Source organism: Caballeronia terrestris (assembly GCF_001544515.1).
Lineage (GTDB): Bacteria > Pseudomonadota > Gammaproteobacteria > Burkholderiales > Burkholderiaceae > Caballeronia > Caballeronia terrestris.
Window position 1 is genome coordinate 1 of sequence record NZ_FCOL02000055.1, and the last position, 22,236, is coordinate 22,236.

A 22,236-nucleotide genomic window follows, 5' to 3' on the forward strand; every position below is an offset into this window, starting at 1 on the left:
ATGCGCGCCCGCATCACATCTCGCTGCGCCGCCGTCTTCCGCTCGATCAGCGCTAGCAGTTCCTGTCTTTCTTTGTTTGCCAGCTTCACTGGCGTTGCATGGCGGCCTCGGCTCATCCCGTCATGATAATCGAGGTGGCTAATTATTCAACCTATTTACGGGATGTTGTACTAGTTCAGGTGAAGAAATAAATCAGCACCCGACATAGACCAATCTTCACTAGTTGGTGAACATGAAGCACCTACGGTGCGGGCTTCGCCAGAGCTGAATTCGAATTCACCTGTTCCAGATGTATCAAAGAAAAGCCCCATCGGTCACGTATCAATGACTTATGGGGCTTTTTTTATTTCTCAACAGGAACCGGTATCCGATCTGATTTCATCGGGAAAGGTGAATTGCTCAGTCGCTTCGCTCCTTCACAAGACGCTGGCTTCCGCTTCGCTTCAGCCGCACAGGAAGTGGTTTGTTCTTCACTGGTTGTGCACCCATCACCGACTAGTCAGGAACCGGTCCTTGCCCGTTGTACGCAGCCTCATTCGCCGTTGTACTCACATTCACCGGTTCGTTTTTCCATCGGTGGCAAGAACAAGAAGCCATGTTCCGCGTGACGTTCGAACCTTGTTCCGTGACATTCATTCGACATCGGAAACCGGCAGTCCTTGCAAACACAAGTCCCGTTCTGCTTCACGTCGATTCACCAATTCCTTAACGATTTTCGGACCAGCAGAGAAGCTGTTGGTGAAGTTGTGGATATAATCTGAACCGTCGATGCACTCCGAGGGAATTCATGCGAAAGTTGCTGGTGCTTTGCTGTCTAGTTCCAACTCTCGCCTTTGCGTCTGATTGGGCCGTAGTTCGGAAAGCAGATCACAGTTGGTGGCTTGGTAAAAAACCGGGACAAAAAGAATCCGTGATGAAAGAATCCACGGTGTTCACTCAGGTTGATCGTGAAAGCATCGTTACAGATGGTCAGTTCAGACAGGTTTGGTGGAAGGAGACAGGTACTTCGAAGGACGGGTATGTCTTGGACCTAATTTCTTTGACTACCTTCGATTGCAAAGAGCATACATGGCGTGATAACCGCTCGGGTGGCCGAAACTCTTTGAACGGGTCTTACGAGTGGGAAGAACTGGATAGAAAGACCTACCGGATTGAACCCGATGGTCCGTGGGATCACATATACGGTGCAATCTGCTTGAATAAGTGGAAGTGAGACCGGAAAGCCGTTAATGACGATGGGAGTTGTGATGTGGAAGCTGTTGCTGCTGATGTGCGTGGTTCCGTCAATCGCATTTGGATCGGATTGGACGTTGTAACCGGTTTGTTCTTTACTTGTGGTCAACGCATTACCGACTAGTCAGGGCCAGTCACGAACCAAGCCTAAGCCGGGTGCTTGACCTACTGCTTCATAGGTCGGCTTCAAGTGCTTCAAGTCTCGTTCAAGACGTTGCGCACATTCTTGTGCCATGTAGACGTGCCGTGCGTCGATTGGTGCCTTCGCTGGTCCATTGGCTGTCGAACCTACACACACGGTTTTAATTCCTGCTGTGTCTTGATACGGCGTGTCCTTGGCACCTTCAAAATTGATAAGATGCGATGCGACCGCAAACAGTGGAAGGGAAATGAACTTCAGGATCATCGGTTTCTTAATATCTGCGATTGCTGCCCCGTTTTGCGTTTGAACAGATGGGCTTCACGCGGTCTAAACGTGTCCCGGTTGGTCTTGTTGTGATCGACCGTGAGAACGGTCAAGGAACGACTGAGAAGCCCGCCAAAGACGTTCGGACGGGTTTGCGAAGCTTTGGTGACGGCTGTGGATATAATCGCGAACAGTTTGTCCGGTCGATTACATGGGGGTGTTATGCGGAAGTTGTTGCTCGCCTTGGTTTTTGTGCCACGTCTTGCGTTCGCGTCTGATTGGACGGTGGTCAACGCGGAAGTTAAGGATTGGCGCGGCTACCGTGCGCATGAGACTGGTGACGGTAAGATGCAGAATTCGACGGTTTCAATCGTCGTGGACAGAGATAGCATAGTGACGAATGGGAAATACAAAAAGGTCTATTGGAAGCAAATCGCCAACAAGGATGGCTACACCCTTGATCAGATTTATCTCAGTCGATACAACTGCGAAGCCCATACGCAGTCGTTCGAACGTTTGGGAAGTCGAACAGCGTCGAATTTGCCTTATAAGTGGGTTGATATTGCGTTCAACCCGACCAATCAACCGCCGAAGAATGGGGAGGACTTCGGCGTCGGATTCGAACCGGATGATCCAGCGGACCATGTATTCAGCGCGGTTTGCTTGAACAAGTGGAAGCAAGGTTGAACAGTTCGTCGACGGTCGAATGCATGGGGGTGTTATGCGGTACTTACTGGTTCTGTTCTGCTTGGTGCAGTGCGTTGCTTTCGCTGCGGACTGGCGATTGATTCACAAAGAAATGCATGGTTGGGTTGGCGCTGATTCCGATACTGGCACCAACACGCAAATTCATAATTCGCCGTGGTCCATTCTCGTTGATCGGGATAGCATCGTGAGAGACGGTCAGAGCGTGACGGTCTGGTGGAAGCTAACCGCGTCGTCAACCGATGGACAACATCTTGATTGGTTGCAGCAAATTGCCTTTGACTGTCATAGTCACCAGTACCGCCGACTGAAGTCAGGTTCCCGTCTGAATGCATCACAATCGTACAAATGGGCCGATGTTCCCGAAAAGGTATTCGCCATTGAACCGGACGATCCTTGGGACCATGTGTTCGCCGCTGTCTGCTTGAACAAGTGGAAGAACTAACCAACTAGCAATAGGCGGGTCTATGCGAAAGCTGCTGCTTCTTTTGTGCACGATTCCGTCACTTTCCTTCGCTTCCAATTGGATCGTTGTTCACAAGGCTGACGAAAACTGGCTTGGCCCGGTTCAAGACCAAAAAGTGAAGATAGAGCATTCGGAAGTATCGGTGTCTGTTGACCGGGACAGCATCGCTTCGAACGGTCAAGTGAAGTCCGTATGGTGGAAGGAAACGGCCTCCACCAAGGGCTTCGCGATGGACATGATCCGATTGACAGCGTTCGACTGCCAAGCACATACAGGACTCGTGCAACGTGCCGGGGCGCGTGAGAAATTTTCAGATCCGTATAAATGGTATGAAGATGTCAGATATGAGCAGCAACGGATCGTACCCGACAGCGATTGGGACTCAGTGTTCAGTGCGGTTTGCTTGAGCAGGTGGGGAAGTGGAAGTAGGGAGTCCGTCGAGACTGTTAATGCGTCGGGCAACGAGAAGGCATCTTCGCCTTCTGCATATCCGGCTTCTTCGAGTGATTACGCTGCATGGGTTCAAGCCTTCGGTTCAATAGGTGCGATCATCGCGGCAGCCTTGATCGCGATATGGCAATCGAAGAAGACGGTGCAGCAGATCAACCAACAGAAGGTTGATCGAGACGCGGAAAGGCTCGTTACAGTACATTCCATCGTCTACACTGCGGTAGTTTTGCAGCGGAGTGTGACGCAGCAATTGAGACAGAACGGCTTGATGCTCGCGAGTCCCGAAGAACGAATTGGTTTTATGCCAGACGTGTTACGACTTGAAAAAGCATTGGATCAAATCGAACTTCATCTTCTACCAAACGGACTTGTCCAGTACACGTTGAAGGTTTCAGCAACTTTCACGGCGTTCAGAATACTTCTTGAACAAGTCTTATCGACTTCAAGCGAGACGGATGAAAAGATATTAGACGACTACATTTTCACCTTGGAAGCTTTTGAATGGAAAGTACAAGACGCTTACACAACTATCGAAGAAATTTTGATGCACCCGGCTAATGAGAAGTCGACTTGAGCCTTCCGGGTTCAGATTCGATCAGCAGTCGTCTTGAAGTAGGCGAATTCAGGATCGTTCAGCAATGCTTTGATATGCATCTCGTCCCGCCTATAATCCGTGCTGACCGGACGAATGAGGGGCGAACGATGGACCTTGAATTCGAGAGACGACAGCTTCGGAAGGCCGAAATTGATCTGATTAAAGCTGAATGGCGGATCGAGCGTCAGGAGGGAGTCATCAGAGGGTTAGAGGAAGACGGACAGGCCACTGATGACGCGCAGAAGGTGTTGGACCAGTTCAACAAAACACGCGAAGTGATAGCGATACACCGAAACCGCATCAGTGAAGTCATTGAGGTAATCGAGAACACAAAGAAAAAGAAATCGTCCATTTGGAAAGGTCTGGACGCTGTTCTGCGTCACCCCACTACGCTTCTAATCTTGGGCTTCGTATTGACAGCAATCGTCGGCGGACAGCTTCAAAGTCGGCAACAAGAGATTGAGAAAGATCGCACGCAAACCTTGGCGGGGCACGAGGCAATTCAGAAGATTCGGCAAGCTTTGGCGGAATACGCTATGAGGGGCCAGTTGCTCTGGATTCAGCGGGATGGCCCCGTAGACGAGAAAGGGGCAATGCTGTCTCGGATGGATGAGGCTTTCGTTACCCTCACGAAAACCATCTATGCTGAATCACCCATCGTATTGCGGGCTATTAATGGAGGTAAGCCGACTCTTTCCGATATTAAGATAAACAATTACTTTGTGGATTTGCGTGATTTTCTTGTCGACTCCAACGAGCGAGTATTCGAAATCGCGAAAATGCCAAGACCGCACCTGACGAATCCATCTGGTGAGGGGTGGAGGTATATTGAAAATCCAATGAAGTACTTCATGGAGAAATCGCAATACTGTATTGATCTGTTCCTCGTTCCGTTTGAATCTGCGTTGGACGTGAGTGATGCGCAAAAGCGCATGCGATGGGTTTTCGACACAATGAACATGGCGGGCGGAATTTACCGCAAGCCGCAATTTCTTTCGGAAGGTTTGATTTGCCCGCTTTACCGATATAAAAACGATCCACTGAAAAATAAATGACCTTAGATTCGACCAGCAGTAGTAGTCTTTAAGTACGCGAATTCGGGATCGTTCAGCAGCGCCTTGATCCACTTTTGGTCCCGCCAGAATTCTTCCAAGTGATACCCTTGACCATGCAGTAGTGTTCGATGACGATGCCGGGAAGCATGGCAACCAGCTTCGTGTATCTGAGCACGTTCGGGATGGCCTAGACCATCAAGGAAGTATCTATAGGTCATGTGGATTGACGACAGCCGATCAACCTTGATCGTCCGCAGGAAGCGGACACTCGACTTCGATCAGTCGCTTCCTCGCAACTGCAAACTGTTCGGTCGTGAACAGATCGCGCCACGGCCTCTGAAGGACCTCGACCACGGAGAAAGAGTTCAGTGAACCCCTCTGATGGCCTGTTCGTCGCCAGTAGCCGATTCGCAGTCTCCTTGCCGCCGTGTTCGTTCACCATCCGCAAGAAGTATGTGGCGTGGTATGGCGGCTTCAGCTTTCGGGCGGCGTCGTAGATACCGCGCATTGCTTGGTCGAACTGTTCGAGGTTGCTATCGGTCATGGTCTCTCTCCTGATGATGGTGCGCACAATGATATCGCGACCGCAGCGGGACGACATGACGATTTAGTTCCTCCCCGGTCGTGGCACATGACGTTCAACTGGTTCGCGACGGGTACGCGTCAGGCGAACTGGTTCTCGGGTGGTTCGACATACGGCTAGACGAGACGCCATCTCGAATCGATGCCGCCGAACGCACGCATGTAGAACCGGCCATCGACACCGGTAGTGCCGACGTTGCCATTGTTGGACCGTCACCATCGGCGGTCCGGTGATTGCGGACTGTGACCTGTTGATGGCTGGAACGTTTACGACTCGAAGAGCGTGAGAACAATCCACGGCTCCGAGTCTCTGTAGCGCTCCTGTTGAAAGACCTTTGCTCCCGGCACCAGAAGCGGTTCCGTCCCCGGTTCAGCGAGGTCAACTGAGACATGCGTCTTATATTTCTCCGGGCGCAGCAGGCTAATCGGAATTTCGAACACTTCGGAGAAGTCGTGTGGGTCGCACGGAAGATTGAGCGCCTTGTGTCCCGCACTGTCAAGACCCCACGTCACGACGTTGACGGCATCCTTGAATGATTCGTCAGGTTGTTGCTTCTTCTGGACCAAGAAGGCTTTCTCGTAGCTTTTCTGGTGATGCTGGCCGGACGCGTGGTAGCTGCTGTGTGGTTTCCAACCGGCCACATGATCCCGAGGAAAGTTGACGTAGACGTCACCTGTGGCGGCCCTCACCACGGTGGCTTCAAGAAATAAATCTCTGTCCCTCACGGCAATCGCTATCTGGTGCATGTGAATCCCCTTTGCCACGGCACGCACGCCACGGACATGACGGAAAGCATATGTCCGAAATCGAGTGTTTCGGTACCCCACCGCGCGCAGTGTCCAAAAATTAGCTTGTAAACGTATCGGACACCCTTTAGAATTCGTACCTCCATTTCGGACAGGTGAGGTGTCGATGACTAGACTGTTTTGCTATTGCCGCGTATCCACAGTCGAACAGACGACTGAGAATCAAATACAAGAAATCGAAGCAGCGGGATTCAACGTAGCAAAACAGAGAGTGGTTCAAGAAACCGTCTCGGGATCGGTACCGGCTATGGAGCGAAAAGGCTTCGCGAAGCTGGTGGACCGTCTCGAAGACCACGATGTGCTCATTGTTACGAAGCTCGACCGGCTTGGTCGCAACGCGATGGATGTTCGGGCGACCGTCGAACGTCTCTACGGTATCGGTGTTCGCGTTCACTGTCTGGCCCTTGGCGGGGTAGACCTCACAAGTCCTGCCGGAAAGATGACTATGGGCGTCATCAGCGCCGTCGCAGAGTTCGAGCGCGATCTCCTTATTGAACGGACGCAAGCAGGTCTTCGGCGAGCGAAGTCGGAAGGCAAAGTGTTTGGGCGACCTTCGGCTTTGTCAGAAGCGCAACGCGCTGTCGTGGCCGAACGTCTCCAAGAGAAGGTGTCGGTTGCACAAATCGCGCGTGAGATGAGGACCAGCCGACAGACAATCATGAGAGTGCGGGATACGATGACTGTGTCAACAGTCGCGTCGTCCGAACGGCAGCATCAGTTGTGATCGCCAGTGGTGTTGACGACTGCGGCCTGCAACGGTAGCCGCCGATTGTCACCATCAATGGTGCTCTACTGTGGCCTGCAATGGGAGTGACCGATTGTCACCATCAATGGTGTAGACGAGTGCGACCACGAATGGTGCTGCCGACCGTAACCACCAATGATACCGCCGACTGGTATCACCGATGATGTCACCGACCGTAACCACCGATGATGCCGCCGTCTGGTACTACCGATGATGCTGCCGACTGGTACCACCGATGATGCTGCCGACTGGTACCACCGATGATGTCACCGACCGTTACCATCGATGATGCCGCCGACTGGTACCACCGATGATGTTACCGACCGTTACCATCGATGATGTCGCCGACCGTTACCACCGATGATGTCACCGACCGTTACCAACTTAGCGGCTAGACGCTGCGACGGAGATGTTTATGGTGAGAGAAGAAGGCATGGTGCAAGGTGCTGGTTTCATGTCGTTTCAAGGCTGCGACGACCGGCGCGTGGGCGGTCTCGTTGGACTGCTGGTCGGCGACGCTCTGGGCGTGCCGTATGAATTTCACAGTCCAGATGCGATTCCCGCGCGTGATCTCATCGAGATGACGCCGCCGCTCAGTTTTAGCCGCGCACATCCCGGCGTTCCAAGTGAAACGTGGTCAGACGATGGCGCACAAGCTTTGGCGTTGCTCGCAAGCCTTCAAGAATGTGGCCGATTCTCACTTGTCGATTTCGCCGATAGGCTTCTACGGTGGGAGGATGACGGCTACATGGCCGTAGACGGGCATGTCTTCGACATCGGTATCCAAACTGCCGATGCACTCGCCCGACTTCGCGATGGTGTTCCTGTCCGAGAGTCAGGCGGTGCCGATGAGTGGGACAACGGGAACGGATCATTGATGCGTGTGCTTCCCCTTGCGCTCTGGCATCAAGGTTCCGACGAAGAACTGGTCCGTGCTGCGCATCTAAGTTCAACGCCGACCCATCGTCATCCGCGTTCGCAGGTTGCTTGTGCGCTCTACTGTCTTGTAGCGCGCGGCTATCTGACGGGCGAGAGCGATCCTTGGTCGATGGCAGATGAGCGTCTACACGCCATCTATGAAGGGTGGCCGAACGCGGAAGAACGCAAGCCTTTCACGACTGAGATTGAGACGGTCCGGCGATTCGGCAAGTCGGAACAGCCGCGTGGAACCGGGTACGTGGTTGACAGCCTTTTCTCCGCACGGTCGGCGCTGCGTGAACCGAGTTTCGAAGATGTCGCCAAGGCAGCGATCAGCTTAGGCAACGATACCGACACGACGGCTGCCGTCGCTTGTGGGCTGGCAGGAATCAAGTTCGGCATTGGTGGAATTCCGACGCGATGGCTGGAACAGTTGAGAGGTTTCAATCTCGCCGAACCGTTGATTGTTCGGCTAATGACCACTTCGGTCGGTTGCAGTGAAGCCGTTGACGAGTGGAGTGGGATCGGACCAGACGGAGTGCCGTGCGTTCTGATCGATTGGTCGGGGCCTCGCAAACAGCGTCGTCGCACCTGACACGTCCTGACCGGACAATGATGCTTCGACTGTTACCGCCGACGTTGCTGCTGATTAGGGCCGTGTGGGGGGCGCCTACGCGCGTGTTCCCGTGGAGCAGGTTTCTCTGGACCATGGTAGAGACTAAAAAGCGGGCCGTTCAGACGGCGTGATGAAGCGCGAGTCGTCGCATCCTCACAGAACGTATGCGAATGCTGGGCCGCCTGACCGCTAGCAACAAATGACGGCGAGTGAAGCGGTACTACTCCGCAAAAATACAACTTAGTGGAGATTTGAAATGGCTAAACCGAAACCCGATTTGGGGTACGGCACTTCACGATCCGCGCCCGCCCTCATCATGGTGAATATGACCCGCCCCTGTTTGTCAATGCCCGGAGCGTGTCCAGTGGGTTCCATTGTTAAAGATTAATAGATTGCATGCTGCATCGGGTTCGGTGGACCCCCAGGCGGGAATCTGATAAGTGTTGGGATTGTGCAGGTCCTCAGAGCCTCTAGCCTCGGTCCCTACTTCGTTATGGAACAGGTAACTGTTTTCGCCTGCGAGGCGTATAACCCAGGCCGCCCCTACATCGTGATTCTGGCAGGGAGGATAGGTACAAGTGTATCTGCCTGTGATGTCGCAATGGCCTTGCCCATGCGCACGGTCCATTGTCATGGCGAATCCCGATGCGACCACCACTGGCAGGACGATCCGCACCATCAATCGTTGTTCGTCGCTCATCGCTAGATCTCCGGCGAATACTCAATAGCGTGTCCAGTGGGTCCCGTTGCTAAAGATTAGTTCGTGGCATGCTTCATCGACAACGACGCTCAATTTTTCGTGGGGCTTCCACCAAGCCCAATACGTATTGGGCGTGACCGGATCCACGCCGCCGGTACCGGGCTCCTGCAAATCGTTCTCGAACGAGTAAGTTGTCGCGCTGAGGCGCTTAATTACGGCTGCGCCAGGGTTGTTATTCCCACACGGATTATAGGAACAAGTCCATCTGCCTGAGATGTCGCAATGGCTTGCCGGGGCCTGCCCGCGCGCACTGTCCATTGTCATGGCGAATCCCGATGCAACCAACATCGCCAGGACCACCATCAATCGTTCGTTGTTCATCACTAGATCTCCGCGTGCGTGAAAGCGAGTAGTCAGCTTTGCCGGAAGTAACGCGCTTCTCTAGGATAGGCACCGCGCAGTCAAAGGCAAGCACTCACGCATGCCTAGTCTCACCAGAGCCGCTATGCCCTCAGACGCGGTGAACATCCGACCATGTCGTGCGTGCGTTGATCGACCATTATGAAGACACCGACGCCAAGACGAGGACCCGATTGTGGTCTGATCGCCGGGAACTTCGTCGCCGCCTGCAGCGGTGCCCGCTGTGGCCGACCGTAGCCAGGGTCAGCCAGTGGCGGACTGGTGCACTAGTTGCGCAGCCAATATGTATGGTTGTCCCAGTTAATCTGCTTACAGTCCCCGGTCACATGCCCCACCAATTGGATATGTTTCTGGGGTTCTGTGAAGTTGACTACTGTTGACTCATCCTGCCACACGCCCTGGGAGCTTGCACCGTCCTCCCCAATGAACGTGATCGAATTGCCGGTCTGGCTGGCATGGTCGGTGCCGCCGGGTTTCTTACAATCGCCGCCACAGGTCCAGGGACCGGTGAGATCGCACCGCGCTTCGGCGGCCCCGGTCTTCATAATGAAGACCAACGCAACCAAAAGTGGAACTGCTACTGAACGCATTTTCCACCCCCATTTCTTGTTGCACACTGCGTTTCATAGTAGTACAGCAAACTGAGCTATGTGTCATTTGAAAAGCAGACGGTTTGAAACTCGCCATGGGGAAAGTCATCAATGGGGCGGCCCCGACCGTCGTAAACACAACGAGTGAACGAACGGAAGTAATGCTGGAAAGGACGGGATGCACCCGACAAACAGTGGCTTTTTTCTTTTATGGGTTAGGAACGTACATGGTTCCGATGATCATGCGGAACATTTAGGGTTGGAAACGATGCTGTCGATTGACTATAACTTGACTCTGAGTACCGAGAATCCGAAAGAAGAAGTGGGGTACCTTTCATGGGCCAATGGATTTCGCTCGCCGGATTTGCGAAGGTAGCTCCATACTTGGAGAATCCACTGGTTTTGGTCGGATTCGTTCTGTTTCTATGTTTTTCGCTCTTTAGGTTTGCAGTTCCCAAGGAATATAGGAGGGCTAGCCCGAACGATCCGGTACAGGCCGGTCATGCCGCTACCTTCCGCTTGACGCTGCTGCGATACGGATTCTTACTTGGGATCGCGATGATTGTCGCGGGTGTTGTTGACGATCTCTACAGACAACGACGAGTTGCTACTACTCAGGAAACACCAAGGGCGACGGAGAAGGCACCGCCTAATTCAGGGTTGCCGCATCCTTACGAAACGTCAGCAACATCACCGTCAGCAACATCACCGTCAGCGACACCACCAGCTTCAGCAACGACACCCACGTCATCAACGCCACCGGCGTCAGCAGCATTGCCAGCTACACCGGAGTCAGCAGCGCAAGCGTCCGTCTCGGTTCCAATCGTCCTGAGTCGCCGCATTCGAAGCACCTCCTATGTATCCCATGCTGGTGACGATCCTTCGGATGGAAACGATGTTAAAGCGTGTGTCAGCGCAGAAGATGGCTGGATCATCAAAAATGGTTCTGGTCACGTTGTCATTGACTCAATCGCGAATGGCAGCTTGAGCCCGCCTGCGCAAGAAGAGACGCCAGATTATTACTGTGCGACCTTCCATATCATTCGGTCGGATAGGGGCCGTTCGGCGGGTCTAGAAGCGCATGTAGAAGCCGTGCAGACACGAATTCAGAATGGAAGCAGTTGAACAACAGCGCGCGCAGCCTAAGAACGTCTCTCCTGTATTCGGAACTACGCTTACCCTTGACCGGCGCGACCTGCGACTGCGATAGTCGGCGATCCATCTCCAATCGAGCCGGGGGTGCCAACGTCATGCAAAGAAGTCAGCATGGGCGGCGCGAACTGTTGAGTCGATACGGGTTAATCATAGGTTCGTGCGTTGTCCGGGTTGCGACTCATATGTGGGGGATACAGGGTGTCCACCACGACTTACCCTTTCCGCCCAAGATGACCGTTACAGTGGGATATATGACCTTTCGATGTTCGGCTTGAACGCGCCAGAACCACTGAGGGCCGTGTCGGCGGGCTGCAAGCAGCATCACGGGGATGCCAAGGCATGCGGCGATGTGTGCAGTGGTTGTTGAAATCGTGACAATCCGATCAAGGTCTGCTATGTCTCTCAATGCTTCTGTCTGGTCTTCTGCATCCAAGACCTTCTCATCCACAAAGCGGATGCGACCTCCGAATCTGGTACGCAAGGTTATAGATTCTTCGTCTGACAGATGACGTTGAAGCGACGTTAGCATCCGGTTGCCGTCATCGATGGCATGGAGAAGTTCGCAGATGGGTATACATTTCTCAACGGAAGTATCTCCGCCAATGTTCCTGCTGGCCCATACGATCCCAACCCGGTCATCATGATCAACCGGTTCACTCTCAACAAATGATTGAATGGCCGAGAATGGGAGTTGCAGAAGTTCGCCGGTCAGCGCGTGTCTCAGTATGGCTAACGGCGATCTTGCTTTGCGGGATTTGGCTTCGTCATAGTGTTGGACGGTGTGAACCTCGAAAGCGTTTTCCTGTTTCAGGATCGAGCATATCTGTGGCGGCGCGAATACGGTAATGCACTTCTTGTCAGAGGCAGCGTACCGTTTCAACAATGAGGCCAGTAACAGTCCTTCGCCCCACCCGGGAAAACCCGGGAATCCGAGAAAGAACGGCCCGTCGAGCGAGCTGTTACCATCAGACCAAAGAATAGACTGGCTCAGTAGAGCAAGCCCGTGGTCGAGGTGCCCCATTGATAGCCGCCGAAATGCTTCCGCGTGACTGTTCATGATAAACGGCTGCATGTGCCTTCTTGATCGACCTACGACAAGCAGACAGGCCACCATGCAATTCAGAAGCGGAGGCCAAGGTGTTTGTCGCCTCTCAAGATGTGCTTGGATAGGCGGTCTGCCATATGATGTACCTTTCTCCCCATGACTGCACACAATACAAGACTCTCTAGCACCGTGACCGTCGAACGGTATCAACGACTAGAACAGAGTAACAACCGGCAAGCATTGGCCGAGTTCGTTCGGGAACGTTTTGACGAGCGTTACTTTCGCCCGATTGAATCGACCTCACGACAAGACAAGCATGGTTTCATGATCATGGCCATCTGTTGCTTGATAATAGAAACACTTGAATCTTTCTATCAGGGAATGCCGGACACCAGAAAACTCTCATCTGCGATGTTTCGGAGTTTCTTCGGGCGGGATACGACACTGGACGTTTTTGCTGGCGACAATGACTGGTTTTACAAGGACATCCGATGTGGCATCCTTCACCAAAGTGAAGCCCGCAATGGCTGGCGTATAGTGCGTCGCGGGAGACTGCTCGACAAGTCCAGAAAGTCCATCAACGCGACCAAATTCATCCGCGAACTTCGCACGATTGTTGACACCTACGCCGAACAATTGGAAAAAGACGAGGAAATCTGGTTGAAATTCAAGAAGAAAATGAAGGCAGTGTGCAAAAATTGCGATTGATTACGGGCTTTGGCGCGAGTATGCACGGGTGACAACCGGGCCTCTCCGCTGTTAACATGGTTTTCCGTCGAATGAGACGGAAGGTGCGTCCGAATTTTTGTGCTGGTTTTGTCTCTTGATTCCCAAATGAGCCTCTAAGCATCTGATAACAATGCGAACTTTGACCTAATCGTTACAACGGATAGTTTTCGGCGGCAATCCCCGCCTTGGTCAGTGCATTGAAAAGAGTGGACTTGCCGACGTTAGGCAAGCCGACGATGCCGCATTGGAGGCTCATGGAATCCTTCGAACTGGTGAAACGGCGCGGGCCGCGTGAGTTTCGCTGATCGCGCGTGCGGATCCGGGATCCGGGGCAAAAAGCCGCAGCGGACCGCGCGCAACGGGTGGCCACGTCGAGCGGCCAGGCAAACCGCTATTGTAACGCCGCGTCACGCCGGCAATCCGGCCCCGATCGCGCCAAACCCCGCAGCTATAATGCCCGGATGACTTCCCATCCCCAGACTTTCCACGCGGTGGTCGTCGGCGGCGGGCTCGTCGGCAAGACGGCGGCGCTCGCGCTGACCCAGTCCGGCCTGCGCACCGCGCTCGTCGCCGCGCCCGCCGCGTCGCTGCCGGCGGGCGCGGCGTTCGATTCGCGCATCTACGCGCTGTCATCGAGTTCGCAGGCGCTGCTGGAACGGCTGCGCGTCTGGCAGGCGCTCGATCGCTCGCGCCTGGGCCCCGTCTTCGACATGCGCGTCTTCGGCGATACCCACGCGGAGCTGCATTTCTCGGCATTCCAGGCGTCGGTGCCGCAATTGGCGTGGATCGTCGAATCGTCGCTGATCGAAAGCTCGCTCGATACCGCGCTGCGCTTCCAGCCGAACCTGTCGTGGTTCGACTCACGCGCACAAGGCATGACCGTCGAGGACACCGCCGCGCACGTCACGCTCGCGAGCGGTGAGACGCTGGAGGCGGATCTGATCGTCGGCGCGGATGGCGCGCATTCGTGGGTGCGCGCGCAAATCGGCTCAAAGGCGACGCGGCGCGATTACCGGCAGACGGGCGTCGTCGCGAATTTCAGGGCCGAGAAGCCGCACGGCGAGACAGCGTACCAGTGGTTCCGCGACACCGAAATCATCGCTTTGCTGCCGCTGCCGGGCGATCACGTTTCGCTCGTCTGGTCCGCGCGCGCCGATCACGCCGACGCGCTCTTGGCACTCGATCCGGCTCAGCTCGCGGCGGAAGTCGAGACGGCCACGCAGAACACGCTCGGCGCGCTCGAATGCGTGACGCCGGCGCAAGGTTTTCCGCTCGCGCTGCAAACTGTCGACCGGCTGATCGCGCCGCGCGTGGCGCTCGTCGGCGATGCGGCGCATCTGATCCATCCGCTCGCGGGACAAGGCATGAACCTCGGCCTGCGCGACGTCGCCGCGCTCGCCGACGTTCTCGCGAACAAGGAAGCGTTCCGCGATCTCGGCGATCCGGTGCTGTTGCGACGCTACGAACGGGCACGTCGCGAGGACATTCAAAAGCTCGTCGTCGCGACCGACGGCCTGCAGAAACTCTTTTCCGTGCCGGGCACGTTCGCGCGCGCGGTGCGCAACACGGGCATGGCGCTCGTCGGCGCGCAGCCGCTCGTCAAGCGCTGGCTGGTCTCGGCGGCGCTCGGTTAATCACATGGCGCGCTTGGGCTCACAAAACCGCGCGCCTTTCAGGAATCACAGGAATTCGCATGAAAAATACGCTTCGTTCGGCCGTCGTCGCTGCTGCCATGCTCGGTGCGATCTTCGGCATCGGCTGCTCGGCGCAAGCCGACCAGACCACCGACAAACTCAAGTCGACGCTGCAATCGCGCATGGGCGACGCGACCATCAAGAGCGTCGAGAAGTCACCCATTCCGGGGCTCTATGAAATCAACCTCGGCACGCAGATCGTCTACAGCGATGCAACCGGCAACTACGTGCTGCTCGGCGATCTCGTCGATACCCGCACGCGCAGCAATCTGACGGAAGCGCGTCTCGCGGAAACCAACAAGATCGACTTCGCGAAGCTGCCGTTCGAGAACGCGGTGAAGGTGGTGAAGGGCAACGGCAGCCGCAAGATCGCGGTGTTCTCCGACCCCAACTGCCCGTACTGCAAGCAGCTCGAAACGACGCTGAAATCCGTCGACAACGTGACCGTCTACACGTTCCTGTACCCGGTGCTCTCGCCGGATTCGACGACGAAATCGAAGTCGATCTGGTGCGCGAAGGACCGCGCGATGGCCTGGGAAGGCTGGATGCTCGACCACAAGACGCCGGCGCTCGCGAGCTGCGACACCACCGCGATCGACAAGAACATGCAGCTCGGCAAGTCGATGAACGTCACCGGCACGCCGACCGTCTTCCTCGCCGATGGCCGCCGCCTGCCGGGCGCCGTGCCGGCCGACCGGCTGGAAAAGGAACTGTCGGCGGTACGCTGAGTTCCTGAAGTATCCCGACGAGAGGCGCGCAACGCGCCTCTTCTGATTTCTGGCCGCCGATTCCGGCCTGCCGTCGAAGCGAGCCGCAGCACGCGAGCCGCAATATAAAAAGGACAAGCACGATGAATCCGATCCAGTACACCATCGTTCCGAAGAATCCCGCCGCGCATCTGTTCGAAGTGACGCTGACCGTCGCCGAGCCCGATCCGGCCGGGCAGCGCTTCATGCTCCCCGTGTGGATTCCCGGCAGCTACATGATCCGCGAGTTCGCGCGCAACATCGTGACGCTGCAGGCGTTCAACACGGCGGGCCGCCGGATCGCGATCGAGAAAATCGACAAGCATGCGTGGCAGGCCGCGCCGCACGACGGCCCGATCACGCTTCGTTACGAGGTCTACGGCTGGGATATGTCGGTGCGCGCCGCGCATCTCGACGACACCATCGGCTTCTTCAACGGCACGAGCGTGTTTCTCGCGGTCGAAGGGCAGGCTGATGCGCCGTGCTCCGTCGATATTCAGGCGCCGCAGGGCGCGGCGTATCGCAACTGGCGCGTCGCGACGGCGCTCCCGGAGGCGCGCGGCACGAAGCGCTACGGCTTCGGCGCGTATCAGGCGCAGAACTACGACGAGCTCGCCGATCATCCGGTGACGCTCGGCGAATTCGCGCTCGGCAGCTTCAGCGCGCACGGCGTGAAGCACGACATCGTGATCTCGGGCCGCGTGACGAACCTCGACATGAACCGGCTCGCGGCGGACCTGAAGCGTGTTTGCGAGGCGCAGATCGCGCTTTTCGAGCCGCGCACGAAAAAAGCGCCGGTCGATCGCTACGTGTTCATGACGGTCGCCGTCGCGGATGGTTATGGCGGGCTGGAGCATCGCGCGTCGACGGCGCTGATCTGCAATCGCGGCGACCTGCCGGTGCAGGGCCGCGCCGAGATGACCGACGGCTATCGCACGTATCTCGGCCTGTGCAGCCACGAGTATTTCCATACGTGGAACGTGAAGCGCATCAAGCCGGCGGCGTTCGCGCCGTACGATCTGTCGCAGGAGAATTACACGTCGCTGTTGTGGCTGTTCGAAGGCTTCACGTCCTATTACGACGATCTGATGCTCGTGCGCAGCGGCCTGATCAACGCGGGCGACTACTTCACGCTCGTCGGCAAGACGATCGCCGGCGTGCAGCGGGGCAGCGGGCGGCTGAAGCAGACCGTCGCGGAAAGCTCGTTCGACGCGTGGGTCAAGTACTACCGCGCCGACGAAAATTCGCCGAATGCGATCGTCAGCTATTACCAGAAGGGCTCGCTGATCGCGCTCGCCTTCGATCTGTCGATCCGCGCGCAAACCGCCAACCGCAAGTCGCTCGACGACGTGATGCGCTTGCTCTGGCAACGCTACGGCCGCGATTTCTACAACGGCAAGGCGCGCGGCATCGCGGAATCGGAAGTCGAGGCGCTGTTCGCCGAAGCCACCGGCGCCGATCTGCGGAAGCTCTTTCGCGATGGCGTCCACGGCACGCGTGACCTGCCACTGGACGCGCTCTTCGAGCCGTTCGGCGTCACGCTCTCCACCGATCTCGCGACGAATGGCACCGCAGGCAAGCCGTCGCTCGGCGCGCGCACGCGCGGCGGCGCGGATTGCACGCTCGCGGTCGTCCACGACGGCGGCGCGGCGCAAAAGGCGGGTTTGTCGGCGGGCGACGTGCTGGTGGCGATCGACGGGCTGCGCGTCACCGGTTCGAACCTCGACGGGCTGCTTTCGCGCTATCTGCCGGGCGCGAAGGTGGAAGTGCACGCGTTTCGACGCGACGAATTGCGCCGCACGGAGCTGAAACTCGACGCGCCGGAAGTCACGCGCTACACGCTTTCGCCCGTCGATGGACGCGGCCCGGCGAAACAATGGCGCGAGCGCTGGCTGAAGGGGTAAAACGCTAAGGCGGTGGATTGTTCTACCCATGCAACAATCCGTCGCGAGTGCACAGCTTGTTCCGGTCGTCGGAAAAACGAAGAATGCATCCTGTCCCGAGCGCAAACGGCGCCCGAAACCAAACGAAGCACAGGAGCCATCATGACGACCATTCTGCAAATCAATTCCGCTGCACGTTCGCAAGGCGCCCAATCGACGCTGCTCGCCGACGAACTCACCGCAAAGCTGCAACAAGCGAATCCTGGCACGACGACCGTCGTCCGCAACCTGCTCGCCGACAACCTGCCGCACCTCGACGACGCCACGCTCGGCGCGTTCTTCACGCCCGCCGACCAGCGCACCGCCGAGCAAGCCGCGATCAATGCGAAGAGCGAAGCGCTGATCGCCGAACTACAGGCTGCGGATGTCATCGTGATCGCAGCGCCGCTGTACAACTTCGGCATTTCGTCGCAACTGAAGACGTATTTCGACTGGATCGCCCGTGCTGGGATCACGTTCCAGTACACGGCGAACGGTCCGGAAGGTTTGGTGAAGGGCAAGAAGGTGTACGTGGTGTCGGCTCGCGGCGGCAAGTACGCCGGCACGCCGCACGATTCGCAGACGCCGTACCTCAAGTCGTTCCTCGGCTTCCTCGGCATGACCGACGTGAGCTTCATCTACGCCGAAGGCCTGGCGATGGGTCCGGAAGTCGCCGGTGCCGCGCTCGCCAGCGCACGTGAAGCGATCGCCGCGGTCTGATTTGCCGCAATAGCATGTCGTTAAAAAACCCGCCAGGTCTTCGGACCGCGGCGGGTTTTTTGCGTTTTCAGGCGAGCAATTGCGGATCGTCCGGGAGCCGCCAGTCGATCGGCGGGCGGCCGTGTTTTTGCAGATAATCGTTTGCCATCGCGAAGTGGCCGCAGCCCAGAAACCCGCGATGCGCCGACAACGGCGACGGATGCGGCGCCTCCAGCACACAATGCGCTTTGCCCGTGTCCGCGATCAGCGCGCGTTTCGCCTGCGCATGCGCGCCCCACAGCATGAAGACGAGGCCGTCGTGGCGCGTCGCGAGTTCATGGATCAGCGTGTCGGTGCACTGCTCCCATCCGCGCTTCGCATGGCTGCCGGCCTTGTCGCGCTCCACCGTCAGCGACGTGTTCAGCAGCAGCACACCTTGCTTCGCCCACGCGTCGAGGCAGCCGTGCTTGGGCGCCTCGAAACCGAGACTCGCGTTGATTTCCTTGAAGATATTGCGCAGCGACGGTGGCGGCCGCACCGGCGACGGCACCGAAAACGCCAGTCCATGAGCCTGCGGCGCGCCGCGATCCTCGCCGTGATACGGGTCCTGGCCGAGGATCACGACCTTTACGTCGTCCGGACTCGTCAGGCGCAGCGCGCGGAAAACATCGGCGGGATAGACGGTTTTGCCCGCCGCGCGCTCCGCATCGACGAAAGCGCACAGCGCCGCGTAATGTCTGCTTTCGATGAACGGCTTCAGGTGCTTGCGCCAGGCTGGCGGCAGCGCGTCGAACTGGCTTTCCAGCGTGGCCGTGGTCTGGGGAACGTCGAAAAGTGTCGCCTGGTTCATTTCGATGCGTCCGGTTTCTGCTCGCGCAGACGATAGCCGCGCTGCGCCTTGCTCACGTCGTCCGGTTGCAGGTCGGGAAACGCGCCGCGCAATTCGGCGGACAGCGTCGACAAAGCGCCTTCACCGCCGGATTTCAGTTCCAGCTCGACCTCGCTGATCGGCGACGTGCGCTTTTCCCCGTCGATTTCCGCGCTTACTTCACCGAGATCGAGTGCGGCTTCGATCGTTGCGCCTTCGTGCGCGATGGTCCAGTAACGGCGCTCGAAATCCGTGCGGAAGAGGGCGGTCAGCTCGGACGCGGCCTCTTTCAGCGCTCCGCAGGCGTCGTCTTCGCTGCAGGCGGCGAGGATCGCTTCGATTTCGAGCTTTTCGCCCGCCACCGGCATTTCCCACTCATGCCGGCTGTGCAATCCCGCCTCCGACTGACCGATCGTCTTGTACGTCTGCAGCCACTGATCCGGCGTACGGCGCAGGCGCAGCGCGCTTTTCGCTTTCGCGAGCCGCAGATCGGGCGTATCGAAATAGATGTTCGCGAGCACGATCGTCGTGCCCGGTTCGCCGGTGCGCTCGGTGAAGAAGCGCGCGACGTCGTCGTGTTGCGGCGCCGGCAGCGCCAGCTTGATCTCACGTTCGATGCTCAAAATGACGGTCCGGAAACGTTAGAAGAACATGCGGGCGAGCTCGGTGCCCGGATCGTCGGCGCGCATGAACGCTTCGCCGACGAGGAACGTGTGCACGTCCATCGCGCGCAGCCGGTCCACGTCGACGCGGCTCATGATCCCCGACTCCGTCACCACGATGCGATCGTCGGGAATCGCTTCGAGCATGCCGATGGTCGTCTCGATCGACGTCTCGAACGTGCGCAGATTGCGGTTGTTGATGCCGATGAGCGGCGTCTTCAGCGTGAGCGACTGGTGCAATTCCTCGGCGTCGTGCACTTCGACGAGCACCGCGAGCCCGAGCGAATGCGCGTAGGCCTCGAGGTCCTGCATCTGCGACAGTTCGAGCGCCGCGGCGATCAGCAGGATGCAGTCGGCGCCCATCGCGCGGGCTTCGAGGATCTGGTACGGATCGATAATGAAGTCCTTGCGCAGCACCGGCAGGCTGCACGCGGCGCGCGCTTCTTCGAGATACGCGACGCTGCCTTTAAAGAACTGCACGTCCGTCAGCACCGAAAGGCACGCGGCGCCGCCTTTTTCGTACGACCGTGCGATCTCGGCGGGAACAAAGTTTTCACGCAGAACACCCTTCGACGGGCTCGCCTTCTTCACTTCCGCGATGATCGCGGGCTTGCCCTCGGCGTGCTTCGCGCGCAACGCGCCAACGAAGTCACGATGATCGCGCGCGCTCGCTTCCAGCCGCAGTTCTTCCAGCGGCGCGCTTTGCTCGGCGGCGCGGATTTCCTCGCGTTTGACCGCGATGATGCGGTCGAGAATGTCGCTCATGGTCTAAATCCGGTTACTTTGAGAATTGCTGTGTGAAGCGCACGAGTTCATCGACTTTTTCGCGCGCCGCGCCGCTCGCGATCGCTTCGCGCGCCACCTGCATGCCGTCCGCGATCGATTCGACGATATTCGCCGCGTAAAGCGCCGCGCCCGCGTTCAGCGTGACGATCTCGCGCGCGACGCCCTGCTTGTTGTTCAGCGCGCCGAGCAGCATTGTCTTCGATTCCTGCGCGTCCTCCACCTTCAGCGTGCGATTCGACACCATTTGCAGGCCGAAGTCCTCCGGATGAATCTCGTATTCGCGCACTTCGCCGTTTACCAGTTCGCCGACCTTGGTCGCCGCGCCGAGCGACACTTCGTCCATGCCGTCCTTGCCGTAGACGACGAGCACGTGCTTTGCACCCAGACGCTGCATCACGCGCACCTGAATGCCGACCAGATCTTCGTGGAACACGCCCTGCAACTGGTTCGGCGCGCCCGCCGGATTGGTCAGCGGGCCGAGAATGTTGAAAATCGTCCGTACGCCGAGCTCGCGGCGCACCGGCGCGATGTTTTTCATCGCCGGATGATGGTTCGGCGCGAACATGAAGCCCATGCCGGTTTCGGCAATCGACCCCGCCACTTGTTCCGGCGTCAGGTCGATGTTGACGCCGAGCGCTTCCAGCACGTCCGCGCTGCCCGACTTGCTCGATACGCCGCGGTTGCCGTGCTTCGCGACCTTCGCGCCGGCCGCCGCGCTGACGAACATCGTCGCGGTGGAGATGTTGAAGGTGTGCGAGCCGTCGCCGCCCGTGCCGACGATATCGACGAAATTCGAGTTGTCCTCGACTTCGACGTGGTTCGCGAACTCTCGCATCACGGTCGCGGCGGCGGCGATCTCGCCGATAGTTTCCTTTTTCACGCGCAAGCCGGTGATGATCGCGGCGGCCATCACGGGCGACATCTCGCCGCGCATGATCATGCGCATCAGGTGCAGCATTTCGTCGTGAAAAATCTCGCGATGCTCGATCGTGCGCTGCAACGCTTCTTGCGGAGTGATGGTCATGGTCGATTCGCTCTTCGGGTCGATCTTCACGCGCGTTTGCCTTGCGCCGGGCTTTTCACGAAGTTCTCGAGCAGCGCATGGCCATGCTCGGACAGGATCGATTCGGGGTGGAATTGGACGCCTTCAACCGCCAGTTCCTTGTGCCGCACGCCCATGATTTCGCCGTCGGGCGTCCACGCGGAGATTTCGAGACAGTCGGGCAGCGATTCGCGCTCGATCGCGAGCGAGTGATAGCGCGTCACCTTGAAGTGCTTCGGCAGGTCGGCGAACACGCCCTTGCAGTCGGTTTCGATCTCGCTCACCTTGCCGTGCATGATGGTCTGCGCGCGCACGACGCGTCCGCCGAAGGCCTCGCCGATCGCCTGATGGCCCAGGCAGACGCCGAGAATCGGCAGCTTGCCGGAGAATTCGCGCAGCACGTCGAGCGTGATGCCGGCGTGCTGCGGGTTGCTCGGCCCGGGCGACAGGCATATGCGCTCCGGATTGAGCTTCGCGATACCGTCGAGGGTGATTTCGTCGTTGCGGTAAGTCTGGACGTCTTCGCCGAGTTCGCCGAAGTACTGGACCAGGTTATAGGTGAACGAGTCGTAGTTGTCGATCATCAGCAGCATGGCTGTC

24 protein-coding genes and 1 pseudogene are annotated in these 22,236 nt (G+C 57.5%); 12 read left to right on the top strand and 13 right to left on the bottom strand.

What is annotated here, in order from left to right:
- The first annotated feature begins 787 nt into the window (after window positions 1-787).
- A complete protein-coding gene (locus AWB67_RS39770) occupies window positions 788-1,213 on the top strand; it encodes a hypothetical protein (RefSeq protein ID WP_125477697.1) in 426 nt (141 codons plus the stop codon).
- 144 nt (window positions 1,214-1,357) lie between these two features.
- Here the strand turns inward: AWB67_RS39770 and AWB67_RS39775 are convergent, their stop codons facing one another.
- On the bottom strand, window positions 1,358-1,639 hold the full coding sequence (locus AWB67_RS39775) for a glycoside hydrolase family protein (RefSeq protein ID WP_125477698.1): 282 nt from the start codon (window positions 1,637-1,639) through the stop codon (window positions 1,358-1,360).
- Between the two features lie 222 nt (window positions 1,640-1,861).
- On the opposite strand from AWB67_RS39775, the gene AWB67_RS27885 reads away from it, so the two are divergent.
- The 4 genes from AWB67_RS27885 to AWB67_RS27900 all read left to right on the top strand — a co-directional run bounded on the left by AWB67_RS27885 (window position 1,862) and on the right by AWB67_RS27900 (window position 4,910).
- On the top strand, window positions 1,862-2,326 hold the full coding sequence (locus tag AWB67_RS27885; RefSeq protein ID WP_087659435.1) for a hypothetical protein: 465 nt from the start codon (window positions 1,862-1,864) through the stop codon (window positions 2,324-2,326).
- 97 nt (window positions 2,327-2,423) lie between these two features.
- Window positions 2,424-2,789: a surface-adhesin E family protein gene (locus tag AWB67_RS27890; RefSeq protein WP_125477699.1), complete on the top strand. Its 366-nt coding sequence runs from the start codon at window positions 2,424-2,426 to the stop codon at window positions 2,787-2,789.
- Between the two features lie 22 nt (window positions 2,790-2,811).
- Window positions 2,812-3,834: a hypothetical protein gene (locus AWB67_RS27895; protein ID WP_087659437.1), complete on the top strand. Its 1,023-nt coding sequence runs from the start codon at window positions 2,812-2,814 to the stop codon at window positions 3,832-3,834.
- A gap of 128 nt (window positions 3,835-3,962) precedes the next feature.
- Window positions 3,963-4,910 carry a hypothetical protein gene (locus AWB67_RS27900; RefSeq protein ID WP_125477700.1) on the top strand — a complete coding sequence of 316 codons (948 nt, stop codon included), beginning with the start codon at window positions 3,963-3,965 and terminating at the stop codon, window positions 4,908-4,910.
- A gap of 849 nt (window positions 4,911-5,759) precedes the next feature.
- Here the strand turns inward: AWB67_RS27900 and AWB67_RS27910 are convergent.
- Window positions 5,760-6,239: a hypothetical protein gene (locus AWB67_RS27910; RefSeq protein ID WP_087659439.1), complete on the bottom strand. Its 480-nt coding sequence runs from the start codon at window positions 6,237-6,239 to the stop codon at window positions 5,760-5,762.
- A 166-nt stretch (window positions 6,240-6,405) separates the two neighbouring features.
- Between AWB67_RS27910 and AWB67_RS27915 the strand changes: the two genes are divergently transcribed.
- Window positions 6,406-7,023: a recombinase family protein gene (locus AWB67_RS27915; RefSeq protein ID WP_087659461.1), complete on the top strand. Its 618-nt coding sequence runs from the start codon at window positions 6,406-6,408 to the stop codon at window positions 7,021-7,023.
- Between the two features lie 436 nt (window positions 7,024-7,459).
- Window positions 7,460-8,557 (top strand): ADP-ribosylglycohydrolase family protein, encoded by a 1,098-nt coding sequence (locus AWB67_RS27920; RefSeq protein ID WP_235025359.1) that lies wholly within the window; start codon window positions 7,460-7,462, stop codon window positions 8,555-8,557.
- A 364-nt stretch (window positions 8,558-8,921) separates the two neighbouring features.
- Here the strand turns inward: AWB67_RS27920 and AWB67_RS39780 are convergent, their stop codons facing one another.
- The 5 genes from AWB67_RS39780 to AWB67_RS27935 all read right to left on the bottom strand — a co-directional run bounded on the left by AWB67_RS39780 (window position 8,922) and on the right by AWB67_RS27935 (window position 12,515).
- Window positions 8,922-9,278, bottom strand: coding sequence for a hypothetical protein (locus AWB67_RS39780; RefSeq protein WP_125477701.1), 357 nt, complete (start codon window positions 9,276-9,278; stop codon window positions 8,922-8,924).
- A gap of 21 nt (window positions 9,279-9,299) precedes the next feature.
- The gene (locus AWB67_RS27925; protein WP_125477702.1) at window positions 9,300-9,659 is read right to left on the bottom strand and encodes a hypothetical protein; all 360 of its coding nucleotides are present in this window, start codon (window positions 9,657-9,659) and stop codon (window positions 9,300-9,302) included.
- Window positions 9,660-9,964: 305 nt separating this feature from the next.
- Entirely contained in the window at window positions 9,965-10,288 is a 324-nt protein-coding gene (locus AWB67_RS27930; protein WP_125477703.1) for a hypothetical protein, read from the bottom strand.
- 649 nt (window positions 10,289-10,937) lie between these two features.
- Window positions 10,938-11,063: a hypothetical protein gene (locus tag AWB67_RS43025; protein ID WP_268808110.1), complete on the bottom strand. Its 126-nt coding sequence runs from the start codon at window positions 11,061-11,063 to the stop codon at window positions 10,938-10,940.
- A 558-nt stretch (window positions 11,064-11,621) separates the two neighbouring features.
- Window positions 11,622-12,515, bottom strand: a complete 894-nt coding sequence (locus AWB67_RS27935; protein WP_087659442.1) for a hypothetical protein — start codon at window positions 12,513-12,515, stop codon at window positions 11,622-11,624.
- A 162-nt stretch (window positions 12,516-12,677) separates the two neighbouring features.
- Between AWB67_RS27935 and AWB67_RS27940 the strand changes: the two genes are divergently transcribed.
- Window positions 12,678-13,196: a hypothetical protein gene (locus tag AWB67_RS27940; protein ID WP_200822324.1), complete on the top strand. Its 519-nt coding sequence runs from the start codon at window positions 12,678-12,680 to the stop codon at window positions 13,194-13,196.
- 178 nt (window positions 13,197-13,374) lie between these two features.
- Here the strand turns inward: AWB67_RS27940 and AWB67_RS27945 are convergent.
- Window positions 13,375-13,473 (bottom strand): annotated as a pseudogene (locus AWB67_RS27945) (GTPase); the annotation flags it as partial.
- Window positions 13,474-13,678: 205 nt separating this feature from the next.
- Here AWB67_RS27945 and AWB67_RS27950 point away from each other — a divergent pair.
- The 4 genes from AWB67_RS27950 (at window position 13,679) to AWB67_RS27965 (ending at window position 18,299) form a co-directional block, all read left to right on the top strand.
- Window positions 13,679-14,851: a UbiH/UbiF family hydroxylase gene (locus tag AWB67_RS27950; RefSeq protein WP_087659444.1), complete on the top strand. Its 1,173-nt coding sequence runs from the start codon at window positions 13,679-13,681 to the stop codon at window positions 14,849-14,851.
- 59 nt (window positions 14,852-14,910) lie between these two features.
- Window positions 14,911-15,639 (top strand): DsbC family protein, encoded by a 729-nt coding sequence (locus AWB67_RS27955; RefSeq protein ID WP_087659445.1) that lies wholly within the window; start codon window positions 14,911-14,913, stop codon window positions 15,637-15,639.
- Between the two features lie 122 nt (window positions 15,640-15,761).
- The gene (locus AWB67_RS27960; protein ID WP_087659446.1) at window positions 15,762-17,561 is read left to right on the top strand and encodes a M61 family metallopeptidase; all 1,800 of its coding nucleotides are present in this window, start codon (window positions 15,762-15,764) and stop codon (window positions 17,559-17,561) included.
- Between the two features lie 141 nt (window positions 17,562-17,702).
- Entirely contained in the window at window positions 17,703-18,299 is a 597-nt protein-coding gene (locus AWB67_RS27965) for an FMN-dependent NADH-azoreductase (protein WP_087659447.1), read from the top strand.
- Window positions 18,300-18,366: 67 nt separating this feature from the next.
- Here AWB67_RS27965 and AWB67_RS27970 read toward each other — a convergent pair whose 3' ends face one another.
- Genes AWB67_RS27970 through AWB67_RS27990 form a run of 5 tightly spaced genes read right to left on the bottom strand, consistent with a single transcriptional unit; the run spans window position 18,367 to window position 22,229 of the window.
- Window positions 18,367-19,128: a uracil-DNA glycosylase gene (locus tag AWB67_RS27970; protein ID WP_087659448.1), complete on the bottom strand. Its 762-nt coding sequence runs from the start codon at window positions 19,126-19,128 to the stop codon at window positions 18,367-18,369.
- Window positions 19,125-19,769: a CYTH domain-containing protein gene (locus AWB67_RS27975; RefSeq protein ID WP_087659449.1), complete on the bottom strand. Its 645-nt coding sequence runs from the start codon at window positions 19,767-19,769 to the stop codon at window positions 19,125-19,127. Before AWB67_RS27975 ends, AWB67_RS27970 begins: the two co-directional genes overlap by 4 nt.
- Before the next feature lie 18 nt (window positions 19,770-19,787).
- Window positions 19,788-20,573: an indole-3-glycerol phosphate synthase TrpC gene (trpC, locus tag AWB67_RS27980; RefSeq protein WP_087659450.1), complete on the bottom strand. Its 786-nt coding sequence runs from the start codon at window positions 20,571-20,573 to the stop codon at window positions 19,788-19,790.
- 13 nt (window positions 20,574-20,586) lie between these two features.
- Window positions 20,587-21,618, bottom strand: a complete 1,032-nt coding sequence (trpD, locus tag AWB67_RS27985) for an anthranilate phosphoribosyltransferase (RefSeq protein ID WP_087659463.1) — start codon at window positions 21,616-21,618, stop codon at window positions 20,587-20,589.
- A gap of 26 nt (window positions 21,619-21,644) precedes the next feature.
- Complete coding sequence (locus tag AWB67_RS27990; RefSeq protein WP_087659451.1) at window positions 21,645-22,229, bottom strand: aminodeoxychorismate/anthranilate synthase component II; 585 nt, start codon at window positions 22,227-22,229, stop codon at window positions 21,645-21,647.
- Window positions 22,230-22,236 lie beyond the last annotated feature (7 nt).

What these genes read in the sequence shown, in the direction of transcription:
- AWB67_RS27915 (WP_087659461.1), top strand. Translation starts at nt 6,406, where the DNA reads ATGACTAGACTGTTTTGCTATTGCCGCGTATCCACAGTCGAACAGACG.
- trpD (WP_087659463.1), bottom strand. Translation starts at nt 21,618, where the DNA reads ATGACCATCACTCCGCAAGAAGCGTTGCAGCGCACGATCGAGCATCGC.
- AWB67_RS27950 (WP_087659444.1), top strand. Translation starts at nt 13,679, where the DNA reads ATGACTTCCCATCCCCAGACTTTCCACGCGGTGGTCGTCGGCGGCGGG.
- AWB67_RS27910 (WP_087659439.1), bottom strand. Translation starts at nt 6,239, where the DNA reads ATGCACCAGATAGCGATTGCCGTGAGGGACAGAGATTTATTTCTTGAA.
- AWB67_RS43025 (WP_268808110.1), bottom strand. Translation starts at nt 11,063, where the DNA reads ATGCTGCTGACGCCGGTGGCGTTGATGACGTGGGTGTCGTTGCTGAAG.
- AWB67_RS27935 (WP_087659442.1), bottom strand. Translation starts at nt 12,515, where the DNA reads ATGCAGCCGTTTATCATGAACAGTCACGCGGAAGCATTTCGGCGGCTA.
- AWB67_RS39770 (WP_125477697.1), top strand. Translation starts at nt 788, where the DNA reads ATGCGAAAGTTGCTGGTGCTTTGCTGTCTAGTTCCAACTCTCGCCTTT.
- AWB67_RS39780 (WP_125477701.1), bottom strand. Translation starts at nt 9,278, where the DNA reads ATGAGCGACGAACAACGATTGATGGTGCGGATCGTCCTGCCAGTGGTG.
- AWB67_RS27885 (WP_087659435.1), top strand. Translation starts at nt 1,862, where the DNA reads ATGCGGAAGTTGTTGCTCGCCTTGGTTTTTGTGCCACGTCTTGCGTTC.
- AWB67_RS27965 (WP_087659447.1), top strand. Translation starts at nt 17,703, where the DNA reads ATGACGACCATTCTGCAAATCAATTCCGCTGCACGTTCGCAAGGCGCC.
- AWB67_RS27925 (WP_125477702.1), bottom strand. Translation starts at nt 9,659, where the DNA reads ATGAACAACGAACGATTGATGGTGGTCCTGGCGATGTTGGTTGCATCG.
- AWB67_RS27930 (WP_125477703.1), bottom strand. Translation starts at nt 10,288, where the DNA reads ATGCGTTCAGTAGCAGTTCCACTTTTGGTTGCGTTGGTCTTCATTATG.
- AWB67_RS27990 (WP_087659451.1), bottom strand. Translation starts at nt 22,229, where the DNA reads ATGCTGCTGATGATCGACAACTACGACTCGTTCACCTATAACCTGGTC.
- AWB67_RS27970 (WP_087659448.1), bottom strand. Translation starts at nt 19,128, where the DNA reads ATGAACCAGGCGACACTTTTCGACGTTCCCCAGACCACGGCCACGCTG.
- AWB67_RS27960 (WP_087659446.1), top strand. Translation starts at nt 15,762, where the DNA reads ATGAATCCGATCCAGTACACCATCGTTCCGAAGAATCCCGCCGCGCAT.
- AWB67_RS27955 (WP_087659445.1), top strand. Translation starts at nt 14,911, where the DNA reads ATGAAAAATACGCTTCGTTCGGCCGTCGTCGCTGCTGCCATGCTCGGT.
- trpC (WP_087659450.1), bottom strand. Translation starts at nt 20,573, where the DNA reads ATGAGCGACATTCTCGACCGCATCATCGCGGTCAAACGCGAGGAAATC.
- AWB67_RS27895 (WP_087659437.1), top strand. Translation starts at nt 2,812, where the DNA reads ATGCGAAAGCTGCTGCTTCTTTTGTGCACGATTCCGTCACTTTCCTTC.
- AWB67_RS27900 (WP_125477700.1), top strand. Translation starts at nt 3,963, where the DNA reads ATGGACCTTGAATTCGAGAGACGACAGCTTCGGAAGGCCGAAATTGAT.
- AWB67_RS39775 (WP_125477698.1), bottom strand. Translation starts at nt 1,639, where the DNA reads ATGATCCTGAAGTTCATTTCCCTTCCACTGTTTGCGGTCGCATCGCAT.
- AWB67_RS27920 (WP_235025359.1), top strand. Translation starts at nt 7,460, where the DNA reads ATGGTGAGAGAAGAAGGCATGGTGCAAGGTGCTGGTTTCATGTCGTTT.